The 23,157-nt window shown below is 44.0% G+C and carries 15 protein-coding genes; 13 read left to right on the top strand and 2 right to left on the bottom strand.

All coding sequences use genetic code 11. The annotated features are described in order from the left end of the window. Positions 1–229: 229 nt before the first annotated feature. A complete protein-coding gene (locus tag A8C56_RS07095; RefSeq protein ID WP_067753840.1) occupies positions 230–3,250 on the top strand; it encodes a glycosyl hydrolase in 3,021 nt (1,006 codons plus the stop codon). A gap of 18 nt (positions 3,251–3,268) precedes the next feature. On the opposite strand, the gene A8C56_RS07090 is transcribed toward A8C56_RS07095, so the two are convergent. Next, positions 3,269–4,150: an AraC family transcriptional regulator gene (locus A8C56_RS07090; RefSeq protein WP_067753838.1), complete on the bottom strand. Its 882-nt coding sequence runs from the start codon at positions 4,148–4,150 to the stop codon at positions 3,269–3,271. Between the two features lie 135 nt (positions 4,151–4,285). On the opposite strand from A8C56_RS07090, the gene A8C56_RS07085 reads away from it, so the two are divergent. The 12 genes from A8C56_RS07085 to A8C56_RS07030 all read left to right on the top strand — a co-directional run bounded on the left by A8C56_RS07085 (position 4,286) and on the right by A8C56_RS07030 (position 22,013). After that, positions 4,286–7,381, top strand: coding sequence for a SusC/RagA family TonB-linked outer membrane protein (locus tag A8C56_RS07085; protein WP_067753835.1), 3,096 nt, complete (start codon positions 4,286–4,288; stop codon positions 7,379–7,381). Between the two features lie 11 nt (positions 7,382–7,392). After that, positions 7,393–8,901 carry a RagB/SusD family nutrient uptake outer membrane protein gene (locus tag A8C56_RS07080; protein WP_067753833.1) on the top strand — a complete coding sequence of 503 codons (1,509 nt, stop codon included), beginning with the start codon at positions 7,393–7,395 and terminating at the stop codon, positions 8,899–8,901. A 19-nt stretch (positions 8,902–8,920) separates the two neighbouring features. Then, complete coding sequence (locus A8C56_RS07075; protein WP_071609367.1) at positions 8,921–10,408, top strand: glycosyl hydrolase family 39; 1,488 nt, start codon at positions 8,921–8,923, stop codon at positions 10,406–10,408. 200 nt (positions 10,409–10,608) lie between these two features. Then, positions 10,609–13,776, top strand: a complete 3,168-nt coding sequence (locus tag A8C56_RS07070) for a glycosyl hydrolase (protein ID WP_084490075.1) — start codon at positions 10,609–10,611, stop codon at positions 13,774–13,776. Positions 13,777–13,860: 84 nt separating this feature from the next. After that, entirely contained in the window at positions 13,861–15,264 is a 1,404-nt protein-coding gene (locus tag A8C56_RS07065; protein WP_245645791.1) for an arabinose isomerase, read from the top strand. A 595-nt stretch (positions 15,265–15,859) separates the two neighbouring features. Continuing rightward, a complete protein-coding gene (rfbF, locus tag A8C56_RS07060) occupies positions 15,860–16,636 on the top strand; it encodes a glucose-1-phosphate cytidylyltransferase (RefSeq protein WP_067753829.1) in 777 nt (258 codons plus the stop codon). Continuing rightward, positions 16,621–17,703: a CDP-glucose 4,6-dehydratase gene (gene rfbG, locus A8C56_RS07055; RefSeq protein ID WP_067753827.1), complete on the top strand. Its 1,083-nt coding sequence runs from the start codon at positions 16,621–16,623 to the stop codon at positions 17,701–17,703. Before rfbF ends, rfbG begins: the two co-directional genes overlap by 16 nt. Then, on the top strand, positions 17,700–18,224 hold the full coding sequence (gene rfbC, locus A8C56_RS07050; RefSeq protein WP_067753825.1) for a dTDP-4-dehydrorhamnose 3,5-epimerase: 525 nt from the start codon (positions 17,700–17,702) through the stop codon (positions 18,222–18,224). Before rfbG ends, rfbC begins: the two co-directional genes overlap by 4 nt. Before the next feature lie 9 nt (positions 18,225–18,233). Beyond that, entirely contained in the window at positions 18,234–19,460 is a 1,227-nt protein-coding gene (locus tag A8C56_RS07045) for a class I SAM-dependent methyltransferase (protein ID WP_067753822.1), read from the top strand. Further along, positions 19,457–20,302, top strand: coding sequence for an NAD-dependent epimerase/dehydratase family protein (locus A8C56_RS07040; RefSeq protein WP_067753821.1), 846 nt, complete (start codon positions 19,457–19,459; stop codon positions 20,300–20,302). Before A8C56_RS07045 ends, A8C56_RS07040 begins: the two co-directional genes overlap by 4 nt. Before the next feature lie 4 nt (positions 20,303–20,306). Then, positions 20,307–21,047 carry a cephalosporin hydroxylase family protein gene (locus A8C56_RS07035; RefSeq protein ID WP_067753818.1) on the top strand — a complete coding sequence of 247 codons (741 nt, stop codon included), beginning with the start codon at positions 20,307–20,309 and terminating at the stop codon, positions 21,045–21,047. Positions 21,048–21,053: 6 nt separating this feature from the next. Then, positions 21,054–22,013, top strand: coding sequence for a glycosyltransferase family 2 protein (locus A8C56_RS07030; RefSeq protein WP_067753816.1), 960 nt, complete (start codon positions 21,054–21,056; stop codon positions 22,011–22,013). Between the two features lie 117 nt (positions 22,014–22,130). Here A8C56_RS07030 and A8C56_RS07025 read toward each other — a convergent pair whose 3' ends face one another. After that, positions 22,131–23,018, bottom strand: coding sequence for a hypothetical protein (locus tag A8C56_RS07025; protein ID WP_067753813.1), 888 nt, complete (start codon positions 23,016–23,018; stop codon positions 22,131–22,133). Positions 23,019–23,157: the final 139 nt, after the last annotated feature.

Raw genomic sequence — 23,157 nt, 5'->3', positions numbered from 1 at the left:
TATCATCAAAAAACTTTGGTTAACAGAAGCGGTTAATCCGCCTTTCAGAAACCCTGTTTATATTGCCGGTGAATATAGAGCATCATTCCCGATCAGCTGTCATGTACCGTCATGCCAGGAAAGTGAGCCACCTATGCATACCAGCATGACAGTGCATGATAGTAAGTCTTTCCAGATATACTATCTTACCCCCATAATTCCGCCATTGAATTTATTAAAGACGATTGCTATGTTCAGGAACGTTTCACTTATCATGCGCTGGATCTTTGCGGGCTGTCTTTGCCTTCCTGCCAATGCGCAGCAAACAGGGCCTGCTCTTAATCAATTAAGAACACAGTTCAAAAATCCGCCCGACTCCTATAAGCCCGGTGTGTACTGGTATTTTATGGACGGCAATTTAACAGCGGATGGTGTGAAGAAAGACCTGCACGCCATGAAAGAGGCAGGGATTTCCCACGTTATTTTTTTAGAAGTAAATGTAGGCGTTCCACGAGGAAAAATAGACTTTCTGAGCGACCAGTGGCTGGCGCTCTTTAAAGTAATAGAGCAAGAAGCCACATTACTTGGCATAGATATTACCTTAGGCATCGGGCCCGGATGGGCAGGAAGCGGTGGTCCATGGGTAAAACCCGGTCAGTCCATGCAGCACCTTGTCTATTCTTCTGTAGAGCTGGATGCCACAGCTAAAGGATCCGTTACCTTACCCGTTCCCGCTCCTGTGAAACCGTTTTTTGGAGAAGAGGCACTAACGCCCAGGCTAAAGCAGGAAAGGGATTCATTTTACAGGGATGTTGCCGTACTGGCTTTTCCATCTCCTGCGGAAAACACGTCCATTGATGATATTTATAATAAGGCGCTTTATTACCGTGCACCTTTCAGCTCCGCCAATAATGTAAAGCCTTATTATGCTCCCGAGGCAATAATATCCTCCTCATCCGCCAAGCCGGGTATTCCAAAAGCTTCAATTATTGATCTTACAAAACAACTTAGAAAAAACGGTACCCTTGCGTGGAAACCAAAGACGGGGAAATGGACCGTGATGCGTTTTGGGGTGCGCAATAACGGCGCCGTAACGCGCCCTGCACCCTTGCCAGGCCTGGGATTTGAAGCGGATAAGTTTGACAGTACAGCATTACAGGATCATCTGGATCATTATACAGGTAAGATCCTTAAAACAATTGAATGGAAACATCAAAAGAAAAAAGGCGGCCTTGAGAACCTGCATATTGACAGCTGGGAAATGGGCGCACAGAACTGGACGGAAAATTTCAGAACTGCGTTTATAAAAAAAAGAGGCTATGACCCCCTCCCTTTTTACCCTGTATATGCTGGAAAAATTGTAGTAAACAATGCTATTAGTGAGCGCTTTTTATGGGACCTCCGCAAAACAGCGCAGGAGCTGGTGCTGGAGCAGCATGCAGGCTTTGTAAAGTCTTATGCGCACAGAAACGGGTTGGGGCTTTCCATTGAGCCTTACGATATGAATCCTGCAGGGGATCTTGAGCTGGGAAGCGTGGCAGATATTCCGATGTGCGAGTTCTGGAGCCGGGGGTATGGTTTTAATACACAATTCAGCTGTATAGAAGCTACTTCTATTGCACACGTTCAGGGAAAGGCCCGGGTGGCAGCAGAGGCGTTTACAGCACAAAACAATGAAGCATGGAAACAATATCCCGGTTCTTTAAAAAACCAGGGCGATTGGGCCTTTGCCACGGGAATCAACCGTTTTTTTTATCATACGTTCCAGAGCCAGATATTGCCAGACACACTGAAACCTGGTATGACGATGGGGCCATACGGCATACACTGGGATCGGAATCAAACCTGGTGGCCGATGGTGCGCGCGTATCATCAATACGTTGCCAGATGTTCCTACCTGTTGCAGCAGGGCAATGCAGTTGCAGATATTCTTTACCTGACGCCTGAAGAGGCTCCTTTTGTTTTTGAAGCACCTGTTTCTGCCTTATCAGGCGACTCCCTGTTGCGGGACCGTAAAGGTTATAATTTTGATGCCTGCCCGCCCACCCTCATTGAAAAAGCAGTAGTAAAGAACGGGAAAATCTGTTTTCCCGGGGGCGCAGCATATGAGCTGCTGGTATTGCCTGATTACCCTGCAATGTCGCCCCGGCTTTTACAAAAAATAATGCTGCTGGTAAAGGACGGGGCCACTGTTATAGGCCCGCCACCAGTAACAGCACCTGGTCTGTCAGGCTATCCGGTAAGTGAGACCCGGGTAAAAAAAATGACAGCCGCATTGTGGGGGCCTCTATTACAGGCAACCGATATGGCTACCCGAAAATATGGAAAGGGCAATATTATATGGGGCAGCATTCTGAAACAACAGATGGATCACCTGTACTGCTCATATGATATCCTGGCAGGCATACTGAAAGCCAGGGGAATTAACGAAAATTTCGGCAGTGATCAGCCCTTGCGTTATACACAGCGAAGCCTGCCCGGAGCAACCATATTTTTTGTATCCAATACAAAAGATCAGGCGTTCACTGCTGAATGCCATTTCCGGGCATCCGGAAAAAAAGCAGAGCTATGGAACCCTGTTAACGGCACTTTCCGGCTCATAAACCCTGTTAAACAACAACAACAAATATCCCTGTCGCTTTCCTTTGCTCCCTGGCAAAGCTATTTCATCATTTTTACAGATGCAGCAGCAAAGGAGATACCCGGTACTGTGGCAACGGCTATTGTACAGCACCGGGACACATTGAAGGGAAGCTGGAACGTTTCCTTCGATCCTAAATGGGGCGGCCCTTCACAAATTACCTTTAACCAGCTCTCTGACTGGAAGCTCAACAGTAATGAAGGGATAAAATATTATTCCGGAACCGCTGTTTACCGGAAAACATTTGATGCGCCTTCCATGCCGGGTAAGAACAGCAATATATATCTGGATCTTGGCACTGTTCAGCAACTGGCAAGCATAAAATTAAACGGTCATGATCTGGGAGTGTTATGGACCGCGCCATGGAGCGTTGATATCAGCAAATGGCTGCGTAAAAAAAACAACCAGCTGGAGATCAGTGTTGCCAATCTCTGGGTCAACCGGCTTATTGGTGATCAGCAGTTTCCTGACGATGGAGTTATAAATGGTAATTGGCCGGCATGGCTGCTTGATCAAAAACCAAGAACAGGTAAACGATATACTTTTACCACGTTCAACCCTTATAAAAAAGACGATCCGCTGATCAGCTCAGGACTGCTGGGGCCTGTAACACTGGTGTGGTCAAAATGACCGGTAAAGAATAACGCTTTATAAAAGAAATCTTTTTTTATAATGGTTGGGGGAACAGCCCATTTTCGCCTTAAAAATTTTAGAGAAAGCATAGGCCGATTCAAAGCCCAGCTCGTCTGCGATCTGCTTTACCGAGGCATCGGAATGCAATAATTTCATTTTTGCCTTATTCAGCTTCAGCTGAATAAAATACTGGTGCGGAGACATTCCCGTGTAGAGCTTGAACTCTTTACGAAACAGGGAGTAACTAACGCAAAAATCACCAGCCAGCTTTTCAAATGATATACAGGAATTGATATTCGAGTGCATTATGGACATTGCCTGGTTGATCACTTCCTCATGCTTATTCTTTTTATCAAACCGGATCTGTTTGGACAATGCAAACAGCTTTCCAAGCAAATGCAGCAGCATACCGGATACCAGTTGCTGATAACCCGTTTTTTCTGATTGTGTTTGTTCTATAACATCGGTAAATAAATTAATGATCGATTCATTGACACCGAGATGATAAGTTGGCGCTTCCTTTGGAAAGAAATGATAATTATAAATATTTTGCAGGATGTTTCCCTTACAGCCGATCCAGTATTCCTCCCACCCCGTTTCATCATTGGGTTTAAAACGATGCCATTCAAAAGGATACAGCATTAGCAACGTGCCCGGCTTCACAGGTATAAGAGGACAGCTCCTGGATTCAAACAGCCCTTCTCCGTTCAATATATAAATCAGTTGAAACTCATCAAAGATCCGGCCTTCATCCCATTTAAAATAATGATGAGACGGATGATTGCAGGGCGGGTATGCCTGCGCCTTTTCTATACGGGTACAACCAACGTTCACCACATATAAGCCCCAGCTCTTGTCTACTTTACTGATCGGAAGGTACTTATAATAGTTATTCATATGCCTTCAAATTTATCAAAAAGTACAGATGAAAAATCATTTTTGATATTGACTTTGATTGTAACACACAGGACTTTTGTAACACGTTCAAAAAAGCTTTGCCAGTCAGTCATTTAAAAAAAACCTCCCTGAAGCATGAACCAGTCTATTCAATTAAAACGAGCTTCCTTATTATTGCGTGCCGTTCTTTTGTTATGGCTTGTTACAACCGGTTGTTGTTTATTACTCTCCGCCCAAAATACGAACATTTCTGGAACAGTAACAAGTGCCACTACTTCCCAGCCCATTGAAGGAGCCTCCGTAACGGTAAAAGGCAGTACATCCGGAGTGCTTACAGACAGTCACGGAAATTTCACCATCAGCGCCGCTCCCGGATCTCAGCTGGAAATTTCTTATGTTGGCTATGAAACCCAAACCGCAACTGTTACAAACAACAAATCTTTAAATGTGGTATTAAAAACGACCGCAGCACAGGATATGAGCGAAGTGGTGGTAGTGGGTTATGGCACACAAAGAAAAAAAGATATAACAGGTTCTGTTGCCACCGTTGACCTAAAGGCTACCAAAGATGTTGCCGCTGCAAATTTACAGCGGCTGCTTGTTGGGCAGGTACCGGGAGTGGCTGTAAAACAGCTCACCGGCAGGCCGGGGCAGCAATTAGAAGTAGTGGTAAGAGGGTTGAGCAGCCTGGGTGCCGGTAGTCAGCCCCTGTATGTGATTGACGGATTTCCAATAGGAAATTCAATGGATTATGGCATTAGTCCCAATGACATCGGAAGCATTACCATCTTAAAAGATGCTGTATCTTCTGCTATTTATGGAGCACGCGGCTCCAACGGCGTTGTTCTGATCACAACAAAAGCCGCCAAAGCAGGAGGAAAATCAATCGACTTCTCAGCAACTTATGGCGTACAAACTGTTCCCGAATCCCGACGCACGAAAGTATTGAACGGGCAGGAATTTGCACAGTTCAAAAAAGATATTTTTGTAGACAGCAAACGGTATTTTGAGAACCGGGAGCCCTCTATTGATGAGATCCCCGAAGACTTCAGGTATCCTGAGCAAACAAAAATCTCTACCAATTGGTTTAATGAGATTCTTCATAATAATGCTCCTTTTAAAAACGTTAACCTTACCTACAGCGATGGCCAGGGTGATACCAAGTCGTTATTCTCTGTCAGCTATTTTAAACAGGATGGAGTTATAAAAAACACCGATTTTGAACAGTTTTCTGCCCACAGCAATATTGAAGGAAAGCTCAATGATTTTATCCGGACCGGATTAAATATAACGGGGTTTTATACAACCAATAATTTAGGCCCCAGTACAGAAGGGCGCGATAATCTTATCGGCAGCACATTGCTGATGGATCCCCGTGAGCCGGTGTATAATGAGGATGGTACCTTTAATACATACATAGGCGGCCATGATGGCATCTTTGGTTTTCCCAATCCTGTCCAGGTCTTAAAGGAACAGCTCAATGTCGTACGTGTAGGCCAAATACTAACCAGTGGGTTTGCAGAGGCAAAATTTTTAAGACATTTTACCTTTAAGACTTCATTGAATGCGCTCCTGCGTTATTCCGCCCAAAAGCTATACACGCCTTCTACACTGGCAGGTGAAAATGCACCTCCGCCACGCCTGGCTTCGGAAAGTGATAATGCATATAGTACAGTCAATTACTCCGCAGATCAGCTATTGTCTTATGATAACAGTTTTGGCGCAAGCCGGTTAAATGTGTTAGCAGGCTATACGGCACAAAATGAAACCGTTCGGGGGCTGGCAGGAACCGGATCTGATTATCCCAACGACCTCACCCCTTTTTTAGATGCTGCGGCCATCAAATCTGCTTCTTCAACAGAATATGGCTGGGGACTTAATGCTTTTTTCGGGCGTGTTAACTATGTCTTTGATGAAAAATATTTATTATCAGCAACCTTTAGAAGAGAAGGCAGCTCCCGCTTTGGAGAACACAATCGGTATGGCAATTTTCCCGCAATTTCTGCGGGGTGGCGGCTCCTTAACGAAAAATTCATGCCTAAAATATCCTGGTTAAGCGATCTGAAGCTGAGAGCAAGCTGGGGAATAACCGGAAATAATAATATCGGGAATTATTCCAGTTTGTCAATGATGACCAAGAGCGATTATATACTGGGAAGCGGGGACGGATCATTGGTAAGAGGGTTTATTGTAGATGGTTTGGCAAATCCCAATCTGGGATGGGAAACTTCCAAGCAGTTGGATATAGGTCTGGACCTGGCAGCATTTAATAATAAGCTCACTTTTACAGCAGAGTATTATAAAAAAGTAACTTCCGACATGCTGCTGCCCGTACAGATACCTGCTATTTCCGGGTTTACATCTTACCTTGATAACATTGGCAAAGTACAAAATACCGGGGTGGAATTTATTACCTCTTATAATACCACCATTGGTCAGGTAGGACTGCATACCAATCTCAACGTTTCTATGAACCAGAACAAAGTACTGGAAATCCGGGGGCAGAATGACCAGATACTGAATGGTACATTTTATGGAGCATACAGTATATCCAGGATCGGCAGACCTATCGGAATGTTTTATGGCTATAAAGTACTGGGGATCTTTAATAATGACCAGGAAATTAAAAATTCGCCCACACAGGATGGCGCCGTACCCGGCGTTTATAAATATTATGATGCTAACGGCGACGGCGTCATCTCCTATGGCACAGATGATATGGTAGAGATCGGCAATCCATGGCCAAAAATGACATTTGGTGTTACGCTTGGCGGCGATTACAGGAATTTCGATTTAAATATTTTATTAAACGGGGCCACTGGTTTTGATGTTTACCGCGAAATTGAAAAGTCTACTATGAATATGGATGGTGTATTTAATGTATCAGAAGAAGCAAACTACCGGTGGCGCTCCGAACAAAACCCGGGCAACGGAAAATATGCAGGCACGCTGAATTATAAGTGGCAGCGGGAGTCCAATTCCCGGTACGTTTATAAAGGAGATTACATCTGGCTTAAAAATATAAGCCTTGGCTATACCTTCAAAAAATCTGATTTCTTTTTCAAAACATTCCGGTTGTATGGGAGCATTGACAATTTCCTGTTATTCACAAAATATCCGGGCTCAAATCCTGAAGCGTCAGTAACGGGAGGAGGCATCTACCCCGGGGTTGATGATGAGACCTACCCCATTTCAAGAACCTTTACACTCGGATTGAAGCTAAACTTTTAAAACTCTGTAAAATGAATAGAATTTCAAAATTATATATAGTTATAGCCGTTCTTCTGTTTGTATGCGCCTGCAGAAAAAATTATCTGGAAAAAACAGATCCTACAAAAATCAATCAGGATCTTTTCTACAAAGATCAGAACGAAGTAGTGCAAGCCATAAACGGATGCTACGGCCTGTTACAATCTGTAGCCAATAACCAATGGTTATTTAATGAAATGGTTACCGATAATACCACTTTTGATTTTAACCCGAGCGATCGCGGCCAGGCAGATAAAATTGAATCCTATGACACCTGGACCTATACCGCTAATAATCCAAATATTAATGACCTTTATAAATTAGATTATCGCATCATTTACAACGTTAATAATACCCTGTTTAAAATGCAGCAGGCAGACTTAACCGATTCGCTGAGAAAGCTGGACGAAGGACAATTAAAATTTATACGCGCCTATATATATTTTGAGCTGGTGCAGTATTTTGGCGATGTGATTCTGATAACGCAACCATTGCCTACAGACAAACCTGAAGAAGCCTGGTCTTATATAAGAAAACCACAGGATAGCATATACGCTCAGATTGAGAGCGACCTTCAAGCTGCTGTCAGTGATCTGCCCAATAAAGAAAATATAGAATTAGGACGGATTACCAAAGGAGCGGCCCTTACCTTATTGGGAAAAACATATCTTACCAGAAAAAAATATCAGGAAGCCGTTGCCACATTAACACAAATACTATCATTGGGCTATAGCCTGGTGCCCGATTACGCAGACAACTATGATCCCAAAAAGAAGAATGGCCCTGAGTCTATATTTGAGATCCAATACAAGTCCAGCTCAGATGATTTAGGAAAATGGAGCAATTTTATCTACACATTTGCACCGCGGCTCTCCGGAGGAGCGGTAACCGGGTTTAGCCAAAGCGTTCCGTCTGGCTGGAATATTCCTACCAATGATCTGATCGATGACTATGAAGCAAATGATAAACGAAAAGCGGCTTCCATCGGATTAGATTTTGTAAGCACTGTTACTAAAAAAGTGGTTCCCTACATCAAAAAATATCAGCACACACACTCCATATACGGTCGTACTGATGATAACTGGCCGGTATTGCGTTATGCTGATGTATTGCTGATGCTTGCTGAAGCTATAAATGAAACAGAAGGACCCACCGGAGACGCTTATAGTTATGTGAACGAGGTGCGCCAACGGGCAGGTCTTGCTCCATTAGCCGGGTTGGATAAAAATGCATTCCGGGCTAAAATTATGCATGAAAGAAGGATAGAGCTCGCTTTTGAAAACTGGCGGTGGTTTGATCTGAAGCGCACAATGACTGCTGATGATTTAGCCACATTCCTGGAGGCCTATGGCGCACGGGAGCGGGCAAATCCAACAGCCAGCAGGCAGGGAATTCCTTTTGCAACAAATGACTACCAATTCGAACCGTACAAAGCCCTCTACCCTATCCCCAATGATGAGCGGATCATTAACAAGGATCTTGTACAAAACCCCGGCTATTAAAATCATTAAAACAAATAGTATGTATTTTACCAAACAGCTATTCTTTGTATTAACAGCTGCCACATGTTGTCTCCGGTCCGCTGCACAAAAGCATCCGGCTGTATTACAGGTACAATGGAATAAAACAACAGGTACATCAAAAACGATCTCCACATTACAGGTAGTGGAAAACCCAATGGTCAGGCCCGGCTCTCCCATTCACAGGCAGACCTTTAACGCATTAAAAGATCTGGGTGCTGATTTTGTCCGGTATGTGCCCTGGTTTCCTTATCCCAAAATGGCTGTTGCAGAGCTGAAACCTCCAACCAAAGAACATACATTCTGGGATTTTACTTATCTCGACAGCACCATGGAAGCAATCATGAGCGCTACAGAAGGACATTCCGTAGTGATCAATTTCAGTACAACACCTGCCTGGATGTGGAAAACCGAAAAACCGGTAGTGTACCCGGAAAACCCCTACCAGGTATTCTGGGACTATAACCAGGGGCAGACATTAAGAGACAGTTCCGGACAGGAAATTGCCGACTATTATGTGCGGCTGTTCAGTTGGTACACCAAAGGCGGGTTTACTGACGAGCTGGGAAAATTTCATCAATCGACGCATTTTTATAAGATCCCGTATTGGGAAGTGCTCAATGAACCGGATCTTGAACACCACATCTCACCTGAGCTATATACCCGTATCTATGATAAAATTGTCAGCGCCCTGAAAAAGATAGCCCCTGATACCAGGTTCATCGGGCTGTCCCTGGCGCATGTAAGCAACCCTGCTTATTTTGAATATTTTCTGAATCCCGCCAATCATCAATACGGTGTCATCCCCGAAGGTATTTCATATCATCACTACTCTACCCCCTCTTTCCCGGACCAGGACGTAAACAGCTACCAGTATCCCTTCTTTGAGAAAGCAGATGCTTTTCTGGATAAAGTAAGATATATCGAAAACATCCGGAAAAGATTAGCACCGCAGGTGTTTACCACCATCAATGAAATCGGGAGCATTCTCCGTTCCCCTCAAATCACTCAACCAATTCCTGCAGCCTACTGGAACCTTTCGGGCGCCCTGTATGCCTATCTGTTCCTAAACCTGACAAAAACAGGAATTGATGTTGCAGGGGAATCACAGCTGGTGGGCTATCCTACTCAATTTCCGGATGTAAGCATGATGAACTGGCAAACCGGAAATCCAAATGCACGTTACTGGGTATTAAAGCTCATTCACGACCATCTGGGCAAAGGCGATCAACTGGTTGCCACCTCGTTTATGCCCCGGCAACCAGATGGTATAGTAGCACAAGCCTATCAGACTTCAAAAGGGCGCCGTATTTTACTGATCAATACGCGCGCTGCAGAAACAATGCTTGAGCTGCCGGATACCGCTAAGTACCGGGCAATTTATACAGTTGATATGCATACGGGCGACAATCCTCCATCAGAAAAAAAGCTGAACAATACACAAATTACATTGACCCCTTTTGCTGTAAGCATTATACAGGCAGACTAAGTTCCGTCAGGTATCTGATAGTAAAAAACTCCCGTACCCTTTTTTACAGATCAGCAACACTCTAAATTAAATCGTATATTCATTTGCCGCGATAGCCGTATAATACAATTTTCCCGGCATAACAAGAAGGGGCTGCTGCTTATACCTTTTTATCCGATACTAAAATATATAAAGCGTGGCACTGCCAATTAAATGAAGACATGATAAAAAAAATACTAAAAAAAATACAACAATGCGGCGGCATTCCTATGCTGCTGTTCTATTGTGGCCTATTCTTTTTCAGTCCTTCTTATACGCAAAATAAAGTTCACAGCAGCCAATACGATTCTTTTTCAGCTATCCGCGCCAGTTTTTTAAATCCTGATAAGGAATATCAAACCGCACCGTTATGGGTCTGGAATACCAGGGTTACAACCGGACTGATCGACTCCATGCTGCAGGAATTTAAAGCCAACGCTTTTGGAGGCGTATTCATACACCCGCGGCCGGGTCTTATAACAGAGTATCTGGGAAAAGACTGGCTGTTGCTCTATCAGCATACCGTACAAAAAGCGGCTGCATTAGACATGAATGTGTGGATTTACGATGAAAGCTCCTATCCATCAGGGTTTGCCGGAGGACTTGTTCCCGATCAAATGCCCGAGTCCTATAACCAGGGGCAGATGCTCCAACTGTTCCGTTGCGACACCATTCCTGCCAGTGCTGACTCATTCTTTATCTGCCTGAAAAAAAACGGAGCGCAGTTTTCAGATATTACGCATAGCAGGGATCGCTACCGGCATACCAAAGGAGATTACTACCTGTTCCGTAAGCTGGCATATGCCAAACAGGCAGGGATGGTAGGGCCGCCGGACTATCCGCTGGTGGATCTTATGGTAAAGGGAGTAACCGAAAAATTCATTGATATCACTTTCAGTGGTTATAAAAAATACCTTGGCAATGCATTTGGCAATACGGTTCCGGGAATTTTTTCGGATGAGCCCGGCATTCCTACACACGGCAGCCAAACCACCCGGTGGACACCCGATCTGTTTGGCTCCTTTAAAGAAAAATGGGGTTATGATCTGGTGCCGCAACTGCCTTGCCTGTTTGAGGAAACGGGCGACTGGAAAAAGGTGCGGCACAATTATCTGGAGACCCTCCTGCAATTATTCATTGACCGGTGGTCTAAGCCAATGCACTCCTTTACGCAAAAGAATCATTTAAAATGGACCGGTCATTATTGGGAACATGGCTGGCCGGACGCCGGTGAAGGGCCGGATAATATGGCGATGTATGCCTGGCATGATCAGCCAGGCATTGATATGCTGTTCAACCAGTTTAATGAAACCAGTCCTAATGCACAGTTTGGCAATATCCGTTCAGTAAAGGAGCTGGCCAGCGTAGCCAATCAGCTGGGAAAACAGCGCACGCTGTGTGAAACCTATGGAGGTGCAGGATGGGATATGACATTTAAAGACATGAAGCGGTTAGGTGACTGGGAATATGCATTGGGCGTAAACTTTATGAACCAGCACTTATCATGGATGAGCATGGTGGGCGCCCGGAAATATGATTATCCAACCACCTTCTCCTATCAAAACTCCTGGTGGCCTTATTACAAACTCCTAAATGAATATTTCGCGCGGCTATCCTATGCCCTTTCCAGAGGAGTACAAAAGAACCACGTTTTAATCATCGAACCAGCCACCACTGCCTGGATGTACCAGACGCACAACCAAAAGAACAGCCGGTTCTATGACATCGGAAACAGATTCCAGGCATTTCTTACCCGCCTGGAAAAGGCACAGGCCGAGTATGATCTCGGTTCCGAAAATATTATCAGGGATCATGGAACCGTGGAGCACCATTTATTCCGGATAGGTGCTGCCTCCTATCATACCGTTGTGATCCCGCCCGGCATGGAAAACATCAACAGGCAAACCTTGCTTCTTCTGAAAAAATTTGTTGCAAACGGCGGAAAGTTGATACTGTTTGAAAAGATAGAGCGATGCGATGGTCAATTGATCAACCTGAGCGATTCCCTTTCTGTAGCTCATCAGGGTATGCGTTACCCTGCTGAGCTCACTGATGCCGTTATAAAGGACATATTTCTGCCAGTGGATCTGAAGATTACATTGAACACGCCTGCTCCGCAAAACGGCAGCCTGTACCACCACCGGCGCATGGTCAGCGGCGGGCAATTACTGTTCTTATCCAATGCCAATCTTACACAATATGCCGGAGGAAAGGTTACGGTAAAAGGAAAGAAACAGGTGCTGATGATGAATGCTGAAACCGGAGCCATATCCGGCTACCCGCGATCCGGAAACGGGGAATATACGCTGTTTGATTTTAATGTTCCACCCGCCGGAAGCGCTTTATTTTTTATTGCAGACCGTGCGCAAAAGGTTACCGGCAACTATCAGCCTGTAATAAACAAAACGGAACTCACCGGAAGCACTGTAAAAGTAGAACGCCCGCGCGAGAATACAATGATGATTGACTTTTGCGATGTGCAGATACACGGAAAAGAAAAAAAAGGGCTGCACGTAAAAGCTGCCACTCAGTGGGTATTCACGGAGAACGGCTTTTCCGGCGATCCATGGGACCATCAGATGCAATTCAGAACCGGGTTTGTACAACGGGATACTTTTTCAGCAGGATCCGGTTTTACCGTGTCCTATCATTTTTCCATCAATAATGGCGTAAACGCTAAAAACTTCAGGGCGGTCATTGAACAGGGGCACCTGTGGAGTGCCATCCGGATCAATGGCCATAAGATCATGCCCGGCAGCAACTGGTGGCTTGACCGTGCCTTTACCGTTCTTGAAGTGGGGCCTTACCTCAGAGACGGCATCAACACCCTGTCACTAACCATTGACCCGATGAGCATCTATGCAGCAATAGGTCCGTTGTTCCTGTTGGGTGATTATAACCTGGAGAGCGCCGCAAAAGGCTGGAAGATCGCCTCCCCGGAATCAATGGGTACCGGAAGCTGGCGCAAACAGGGATTACCCATGTATGGCCATTCAATCATTTACAAAAAAGAATATACATTAACAACTACCGGTGGCCGGTATTTCATACAAGTGGATTCCTTAAAAGCCTCGCTGGCAGCAGTAAAGGTCAACGGGCAGCAGGCAGGGATCATATATGCTGAGCCCTATATGATCGACGTTTCAAAATTTATGAAAAAAGGAAATAACAACATAGAAATTAAAGTAGTAGGAAGCCTGCGCAACCTGCTGGGGCCCCATTACAACGCGTACCGGCAGGGCTATACAGGCCCGGACAGCTGGAACAATGTGGCTGCCTGGCCTCCGGGTAAGCAGTACCATCTTTTTGACTACGGGCTGGACGAAATGCATCTGTACCAGGCTCAGTAATTGTTATAACAGCTCATCAGAACTTTTATTTAAAGAATATAATTACAAAATCACATGCTACCAAATGGTTTAAAAATCGGATTAATGGGCATTGGCCTGGACGCTTACTGGGATCAGTTTGAGGGGCTTGAGCAACGGCTTCAAACCTATCTGAACATCGTTAGTAAAAAAATCGCTGCAGTTCATAACAACATCGTAAATGCCGGGCTGGTAGATACAGTTGATAAAGCGTTTGCTGCGGGCAGCCTGTTCCGCCGGGAAGAGGTAGACCTTATTTTCCTTCATGTAACCACGTATGCACTTTCAGCTACCGTGCTGCCAGCTGTTCAAAAAGCAAAAGTGCCGGTCATCATCTTAAACCTGTCTCCGGGAGCACATATTGATTACAAGGCTTTCAATGAAATGAATGACCGGAGAAAAATGACCGGAGAATGGCTGGCATGGTGCGCTGCCTGTCCGGTTCCTGAAATTGCCAATGTTTTTAAACGCACAGGTATCCGCTTTCACCAGGTAACGGGCATGCTGGAAGATGATGCAGCCTGCTGGCAGGAAATAACAGAATGGGTGGAAGCCGCCAAAGTGGCTCATACAATGTCGTACAACCGCCTGGGCTGCCTGGGGCATTATTATAACGGCATGCTGGATATTTATACGGACCTTACCCTGCAATATGCCGCTTTTGGAGGACATATTGAACTGCTGGAAGTTGATGAACTTTCAGCGCTCCGGGAAAAAGTTTCGGATCAGGAGATTGCCAACCGGGTTACGGTCTTCAGGGATATATTTGATGTGCAGCCGGATTGTCCCCAGGCAGAACTGGAGCGCGCCGCCAAAACATCTGTGGCGCTGGATCAGCTGGTGGAGCGTTACCGGTTGGGCGCTATCGCTTATTATTATAAAGGAACGGGTAATGAAGCGAACGAAGACACCATGAGCTCCATTATACTGGGCAACTCCCTGCTTACCGCCAAAGGGGTGCCCGTTGCCGGCGAGTACGAAGTTAAAAATGCACAGGCCATGAAAATTATGGACAGTTTTGGTGCAGGCGGGTCCTTTACAGAATACTATGCCATGGATTTTAAGGATGATGTAGTGCTGATGGGCCACGACGGGCCCGGCCACCTGGCTATTGCAGAAGGGAAAACCAAGGTACGCCCGCTGGTTGTTTACCACGGAAAGGTGGGCAAAGGATTATCTGTGGAGATGAGCGTGAAGCATGGGCCGGTAACATTGTTATCCGTAGTTGAAAACAGGAACGGTGGTTTGCTGCTGCTGGTAGCAGAGGCAGAATCAGTGGCAGGCCCTGTTTTACAGATCGGCAATACCAACAGCCGTTACCGGTTTCCTATGGGCGCGCGGAACTTTGTAAACAGCTGGAACCAGCATGGCCCTGCACATCATTGTGCCATTGGTGTGGGTCATATAGCCTCCAAAGTTGAAAAACTTGGATCTTTAATAAATATAGATGTAGTAAATATAAATAATTGATATATAATAAATAGTGATTTATACATAAACTTTTAAAGTTTCTGAAAATTTAAAAACCATTTAAGCTGCTGCACCTCAAACGTTCCCAAATCATTTTTATAATCACTGTTGATCTATCTTCCCGAACTTATCAATCCGCTTCTGCTATCCAAATTGGCAGTAAGGGGTCTGCCTGGTTCCAGCCTTATTATAAAGTCCAATATATCGTCACTATATTGCTCTTAAATTTTCCACCATTTATAGATCAGGTTCCTGTAGCATAATGATTGAGCCCTTCTGCAATTCCTTCTACTGTGATTGTGGAATCAGGCATAATTCGATAAAGCATAATATTGAGGCCCGATCTTTGTTATATCACTCCACTGGTTTCCTCTCCATAAGCCGGGAACACTATATCTCTGATCATGCTCTTTTTGACAACAGGGAGCAAATAAACCAGTTACCAAGAATAAACAAATTGCAGGGGCAGTAAATTTTGGAATGCTCCTATTGTTAGTCTTTTATTTATAAAATACAGTTAAAAAACAAAGCTAATGGTATTCCCCGTTATAACGCCTATTTTTGCGTACTTTATATTAAACGAACAGGTTTGAACATGAAAGTGGTCATTTTTGCAGGTGGCCTGGGCACGCGTTTGGCAGAGGAAACCGATGTCCGGCCAAAACCCATGGTGGAGATCGGCGGCAAACCGATCCTGTGGCATATCATGAAAATTTACGAACATTACGGGTTCAATGAATTTATTGTATGCCTGGGGTATAAAGGATATGTGATTAAAGAATATTTCACACAGTATTTTTTACGTAATGCAGACCTTACAGTAAACCTGGCAAACAATTCCATAGAGTACCATGCCAGCGCCAGCGAAAATTTTAAGGTAACGCTGGTGGAAACAGGCATTCACACTAAAACAGCCGGCCGGCTGCAACACGTACAAAAGTACCTGGACGATGAAGATTTTATGCTGACCTATGGAGATGGTGTCAGCGATGTTAACATCAATCAGCTTCTGGCTTATCATCAGCAACATAATAAAATAGCAACGGTTACTTCTATTCAGCTGGATTCCCGCTTTGGCGGACTGGAACTGGATAAGGAAGGAAATGTGCTGGCTTTTAGGGAAAAAGCAAAAGATGAAAGTAAATGGATCAACGGCGGTTTTTTTGTATTAAAACCTGAGGTGTTCCATTACCTGAAGGGCGATATGAGCAACATGATGTGGGAAGACGATCCTCTGGAGCAACTGGCCGGTGATGGTCAGCTGGCCGCGTTCCGGCATGAAGGGTTCTGGAAACCCATGGATGCCCTGAGGGATAAGATAGAGCTGGAAGCTATGTGGAAAAATAACAATGCAAAATGGAAAGTGTGGTAAACAAAACGTTGTTAACGCAATCTTTTTCGGGAAAAAAAGTTTTTATTACAGGACATACCGGGTTTAAAGGTACCTGGCTTTCAGTGTGGCTAAAAGAATTAGGCGCCCATATAAAGGGCTATGCTTTGGCCCCGGAAAATAAGCAATGCATCTTTAATGTAACACATCCTTATGACAATGCTGAAAGCGTGATAGCAGACATAAGAGATAAAGAGCGATTAAAAACTGAAATCGTGGCCTTTCAACCCGAATTCATTTTTCATCTTGCAGCACAACCCCTTGTGCGCCGGAGCTATGAAATTCCTTCCGAAACCTTTGCAATCAATGCCATAGGCACCGCTCATTTGCTGGAAGCCGTTCAGCAGGTAACCGGAAAATGTACAGTACTGGTAATTACCACGGATAAGGTATATGAAAATAAAGAACAGGATCGGTTATATACAGAAGAAGATATATTGGGAGGCTATGATCCCTATAGTGCCAGTAAAGCCTGTACAGAACTGGTAGTACGCTCTTTCAGGGATTCTTTCTTTAATACAAACACATATTCCCGCCATCTGAAGGCCATCGCATCTGTAAGAGCAGGGAACGTTATTGGCGGAGGTGACTTCAGCAGAGATCGGATTATTCCTGATATTATAACCGCTTTAAAGACAAAAGAGGAAATCTTTGTAAGAAACCCTTCTGCCGTACGCCCCTGGCAGCATGTGCTGGAGCCTCTGGGAGGGTACCTGCTGCTGGCGTCAAAGCTGCATAAGGATATTTCCTACAGCGGTGCTTATAACTTTGGGCCGGAGCCTGCAGACCATCTTACCGTAAAAGAACTGGTGGAGCAGGCCATTGCAACCTGGGGAAGCGGTAACTGGAAAGATGGCAGCGATCCCGGGGCACCTCATGAGGCCCGCCTGTTGCAGTTAAGCATCAGCAAGGCAAAACAGCAATTGAACTGGCTGCCCAAATTAAATGCACCGCAGGCCGTCCAATGGACCATAGACTGGTACCGGCAACCGGTGCATGAGGCTGCTTCCTTTACGCTAAATCAGATTAACCGGTATATGGCATTATGATATTTACTCCTACTTCATTAGCCGGCTGTTTCCTGGTCACCCCCAACGTGCTGGGCGATCACCGGGGATGGTTTATGCGCACCTACTGTAAAAACAGCTTTGCCGAAATAGGCCATCAAAAAGAATGGGTGCAGATGAACCATTCCTATACCGCCCAAAAAGGTACAGTACGGGGAATGCATTTTCAGTTGCCACCACATGAGGAGATCAAGCTGGTACGCTGTATTGCAGGCACCGCTTATGACGTTATTGTAGACCTCAGAAAAAATTCGGCAACGTATTTGCAGTGGTTTGGTGCTGAAATTTCAGCCCGTAACAGGCAAATGATGTACATCCCTGAAGGATGCGCGCATGGCTTCCAGGCACTGACGGACGATGTGGAGCTGGTGTACTGCCACTCCGGTTTTTATACACCTGAAGCAGAATCCGGGCTCCGCTATAATGATCCTAAAATCAATATTCAATGGCCGCTGGAACCGGTGGAACTATCAGTAAGAGATCAGCAACATCCATTATTATAAAAACGGAACATGAACTGTAGATTTTGTAAGACCGCATTAAGCGATGTATTTATTGACCTGGGCAATTCCCCTGCCTCTAATTCCTTTTTAACCAAAGAAGCGCTGAATGAACCGGAAACCTTCTACCCCCTGAAAGTATTTACCTGCCCGAAATGTTTTTTAGTGCAGGTAGACGAATATAAAAAGTCGGATGCTATTTTTGACAATACCTACGTGTATTTTTCCTCCTACTCCACCAGTTGGCTGGCCCATGCCAAAGCCTATGTGGAAAAAATGCAGGAGCGGTTTCAATATACAAACGAAGCGCTGGTCATTGAGATTGCCAGCAATGACGGATACCTGCTGCAATATTTTAAAGAAAGAAACATTCCTGTATTGGGGATAGAGCCCACCGCCAATACGGCCGCCACGGCAGCTGAAAAAGGCGTTCCTTCGGTAATTGACTTCTTTGGGGTGCGTCTTGCAAAACAACTGGCGACAGAAGGTAAAAAGGCAGACCTGCTGCTGGGAAACAATGTACTGGCGCATGTTCCGGACATTGTGGATTTTGTTGGCGGGATGAAGATCCTGCTCAAAGAAAACGGGGTGATCACCATGGAATTCCCGCACCTCATGCAATTGGTAGACAATAACCAGTTTGATACCATTTACCACGAACATTTTTCTTATCTCTCCTTTTATACCGTAAAAGCAATATTTGAGGCTGCGGGCCTGGAGCTTTTTGATGTGGAAGAGCTGCCCACACATGGAGGCTCCCTACGAATCTATGCAAAGCACCGGCAAGATCAAAGCAAGCCCGTCAGTGAAAATGTAACAGCATTACTGCAAAAGGAAAAAGAAAAAGGCATGCAGGATATGCGCTATTATACCAACTTTCAGCAAAGGGCTTTTCACATCAAAGAACAATTACTGCAGTTTTTACTGGATCAGAAAAAAACAGAGAAAACCGTTGCAGCTTATGGGGCTGCAGCCAAAGGGAATACACTGCTGAATTATTGCGGTATCAAAAACGACTTTATTGATTTTGTAGCAGATGCCAATCCCCACAAACAAAACAAATTCCTTCCGGCCAGCCATATTCCCGTTGTAAATGAAGCCCGTTTAAAAGCCACGAAACCAGATTATGTGCTGATACTGCCCTGGAACTTAAGGGAAGAGATTACCCGGCAGCTGGCTTATATTAAAGACTGGGGTGGAAAATTTGTTACTGCTATACCCTCTTTACAGGTCATATGAAGAAAGTGCTGGTTACAGGAGCCACGGGGTTCATCGGAAATTATGTTATACAATCTCTGCTGAAGCAGGAAGTGCAGATCGTTGCCACATCCAGGAGCATTGAAAAAAAAGAACTTCTCCACCATGAGCGCATAACGGTAAAGCCTTTTGATCTGCACCAACAGCATGAAAAAGAGAACTTATTCAACTATTTTGGCCAGCCGGATATCATCATCCACCTGGCATGGGAGGGGCTGCCCAATTACAGGAACGCTTTTCATCTTGAAGAGTATCTTCCGGCGCACCGCCGGTTCCTGTTCAATCTCATCCGCAACGGAGCCAGGGATCTTACCGTTACCGGCACCTGCTTTGAGTATGGAATGCAGGAAGGCCAGCTGAAAGAATCGCTTCCTGCCCGGCCGGACAATGCTTATGCAAAAGCAAAGAACGAGCTGAGGATTATGCTGGAACAATTGCAGAAAGAGGAAAACTTTATTTTAAAATGGGTACGGCTGTTTTATATGTACGGTAAAGGGCAGCATCCAAAATCCCTAATCTCCCAGCTTGACACCGCTTTGGAAAAGGGCGATACGGTGTTTAATATGAGTGGTGGTGCCCAAACAAGAGACTTTATGCCTGTGGAAGCTGTAGCAGCAAACATCGTAAAAGTAGCGCTTCAGCAAAAAGTTAAGGGAATTATAAATATTGCCAGTAACCAGCCGGTGACCGTAAAACAATTCGTTTTAGACTATTTACGTTCAAAAAACAGGAAGATTCAGCTAAATTTGGGCTTTTACCCTTATCCCGATTTTGAGCCCATGCATTTTTGGGGGGATAATCATAAATTAAAATCAATTCAATAAATCAATGAGCAACCCGGTACAGGAATTTATACAGGAATGTAAAGACAGAGTGAACAGTTATGCACACAATCAGGAGCTAAAAGATGCTGCAACAACGTTTAACACGGCTTCTAATAAAGCGCAGTATTCTTATAATTTCAAATGGATGGGGCGCCCCATTATTCAATATCCGCAGGATATGATGGCTATGCAGGAGCTGATCTGGGAGATCCAACCCGATCTCATTATTGAAACGGGTATTGCCCACGGCGGCTCCCTGATCTTCTATGCCTCCCTGCTGGAACTGATTGGCAAAGGCGAAGTATTGGGTATTGACATCGACATCCGGGAGCATAACCGTAAAGAAATTGAAAAGCACCCGATGTACAAGCGGATCAAAATGATACAGGGTTCTTCCGTAGATAAAGCAACCGCTGACCTGGTTTATGAAGCTGCCAAAGGCAAAGAGAAAGTGCTGGTGGTACTGGACTCCAACCATACACATGCGCATGTGCTGGATGAGCTCCGTTACTATGCACCGTTAGTTACACTGAATTCTTACATCGTGGTTTTTGATACTATCGTTGAAAACCTTCCTGATAATTACATTCCCGGAATGATACGGCCCTGGGGTATTGGCAATAACCCAATGACAGCAGTAGATGCTTTCCTGAAAGAGAATGATCAGTTTGAGATCAATACAGATATTGATCATAAAATACAGATCAGTGTAGCGCCTCGGGGTTATTTAAAAAGGGTTAAATAAAACTATATGGTTAATCCCTGGGTTAGTTTCTGCATTTCTACTTATAAGCGCCCTGTTTTTTTAAAGAGCCAGCTGAATTTATTATTACAGCAGACCGATCCCAACTTTGAAATTGTGATCTCTGATAATGATCCGGAGGCCAGTGGTAAAGCTGTGGTAGAGCAATTAAATGACCAGCGCTTAAAATACTACAGAAATGATGACAACCTTGGAATGATCCGGAGCTTTAATAAAAGCATTGAAAGAGCCTCTACTGAATACATCGTCATGGTTACTGATGATGATCCTGTAGATACCAATATGCTACATGAATTTAAAACAGTTATTAATAATTATCCCGGTTATTCCATTTACTGTGGATGTGTGCGCACCGGGAAAAGTGAAAACGAAATTGAATGTTTTTCGGCCACAGATTTCTCATTTCAATTACTACATCCCAAATTAACGCTCAATTTTCTGTGGTCAAGTTGTGTATTAAAAAAACAGACAGTACTCAATATCGGCGGCATGCCTGATTATGGTAGTCCTCATCTTGCAGATCATGCAATGCTCGCTCTTTGTAGTAAAGAACAAGGCGGGTTATTCATTAATAAAATGTTTAGTCATCTTAATAAACATGACAGCAATTTCAGCAAATCTAACTTCAACTTGTATTATATAGCCGGCACAAGATTTATAGCGCTGATGACAAAGGCCTTTCCAGAAGAATTTTACATCAAAAACGGGGAAAATGCAATTGCCAAACATCTAAAAAAGTGGTTTATCACCAATATATTTATACTGAAAAAGTATTTTACCATTACAAATCCTAATCCAGAAAAAGCGAAAGAAGTAGATCAACTGGCTCATAACTTGCTTAAGCTTTCATTAATAAAAAAATTTAAAACATTGTACACATTTAAATTAATCGTTTTTAATATAAAGAAGTGTTTAAAAAAAGTTGGTATTTTGAAATGGTCAAATTAATTTTCTTTATCAATAATGTTTAGTCTTGATGAAAAAATATGGGTTCTATTCAAAATGCGCTTAATGAGCAACTCGTATTAAAAAGAAAATTTACCGCTAAAAAGAACAATACAACAATTAAAAATTGAAAACGCCTTGCATCCTTATACCCCATTGATTTTTCAAAGACTCATTCATCTTTGTTTTTTGAAGATCTCCATTGGCCATATATAATACATCTATGCCATGACCTGTATGCCAATACCCCAGAAATCCGCCAAGCTGTAATTGAAAAAAAGACGAAAAACTGTAATAAAGGCCGGTATATACATTAATTCCAACTCCATTGGCATTATGAGTAAAACTTACAGGATGTGCAAAGTCATTACGTAAAGCCCAATCTGCATCAGCATGATAAAAAAGGTATCGGTAATCCAATGCCATTTGCAACCCGCCTTTTTTATAAAGGAAAATTCCACCGTCAAAAGCCACAACCGGCCCCCGCCATCGGACAACATAATTTCCTTTGTTGTCGCTCTTTTCAACACCATGCAAAAAATACCCTGATTTTGAAAAATAGTACCCGGCACCGGCAGCTAATCGGAGTTTTTCATGACGCATAAAAAGATAATGAAGGCTGGTCTTAAAGTCGTTTTCCTTTCCCTTTTTACTCACAAAATTTAGTTGAACGATGGGATTAGTACGGTCATCGCCAGCATAATCAATATCCGTTGCGTTTCCATCGAAAGTGTGCAGTTGGGAAACCTGAGCATTGATAGATAAGTGTGGACTGAACTGCCAGAGAACACCCAGTTGCCCACCAGTCTTTCGAATATTTTTAAACTTTAGTTCAGAGAGAATATTCGGATCTGTACCGTTTTCATTTCCGGCAATAGACCATTTAAAATTTTCATGGATCAGCACTGGTCCTATATTAATCTGGAATGTATTTTTCTTTATTTGGGCCGTTATTATTAAATGGTGACAAAATATCAATAAGATTAAGATCGCTTTTTTAAATCCCATAACTTATTCTTTCTTTTGCTATAATTTGTGCACTGTAGGTCTTAGTGCGGGTGTGTTATAAAACAATACCGGCAGCAATAATCAAAAGAAAAAGATCAGCCATCCAACATTCAATCAATAACGAAGAGGCAAAGAGCAG

Source organism: Niabella ginsenosidivorans, assembly GCF_001654455.1.
GTDB lineage: Bacteria > Bacteroidota > Bacteroidia > Chitinophagales > Chitinophagaceae > Niabella > Niabella ginsenosidivorans.
Note: the sequence above shows the minus strand (reverse complement) of the source record. Positions and strands in the feature narration are given on the sequence as shown.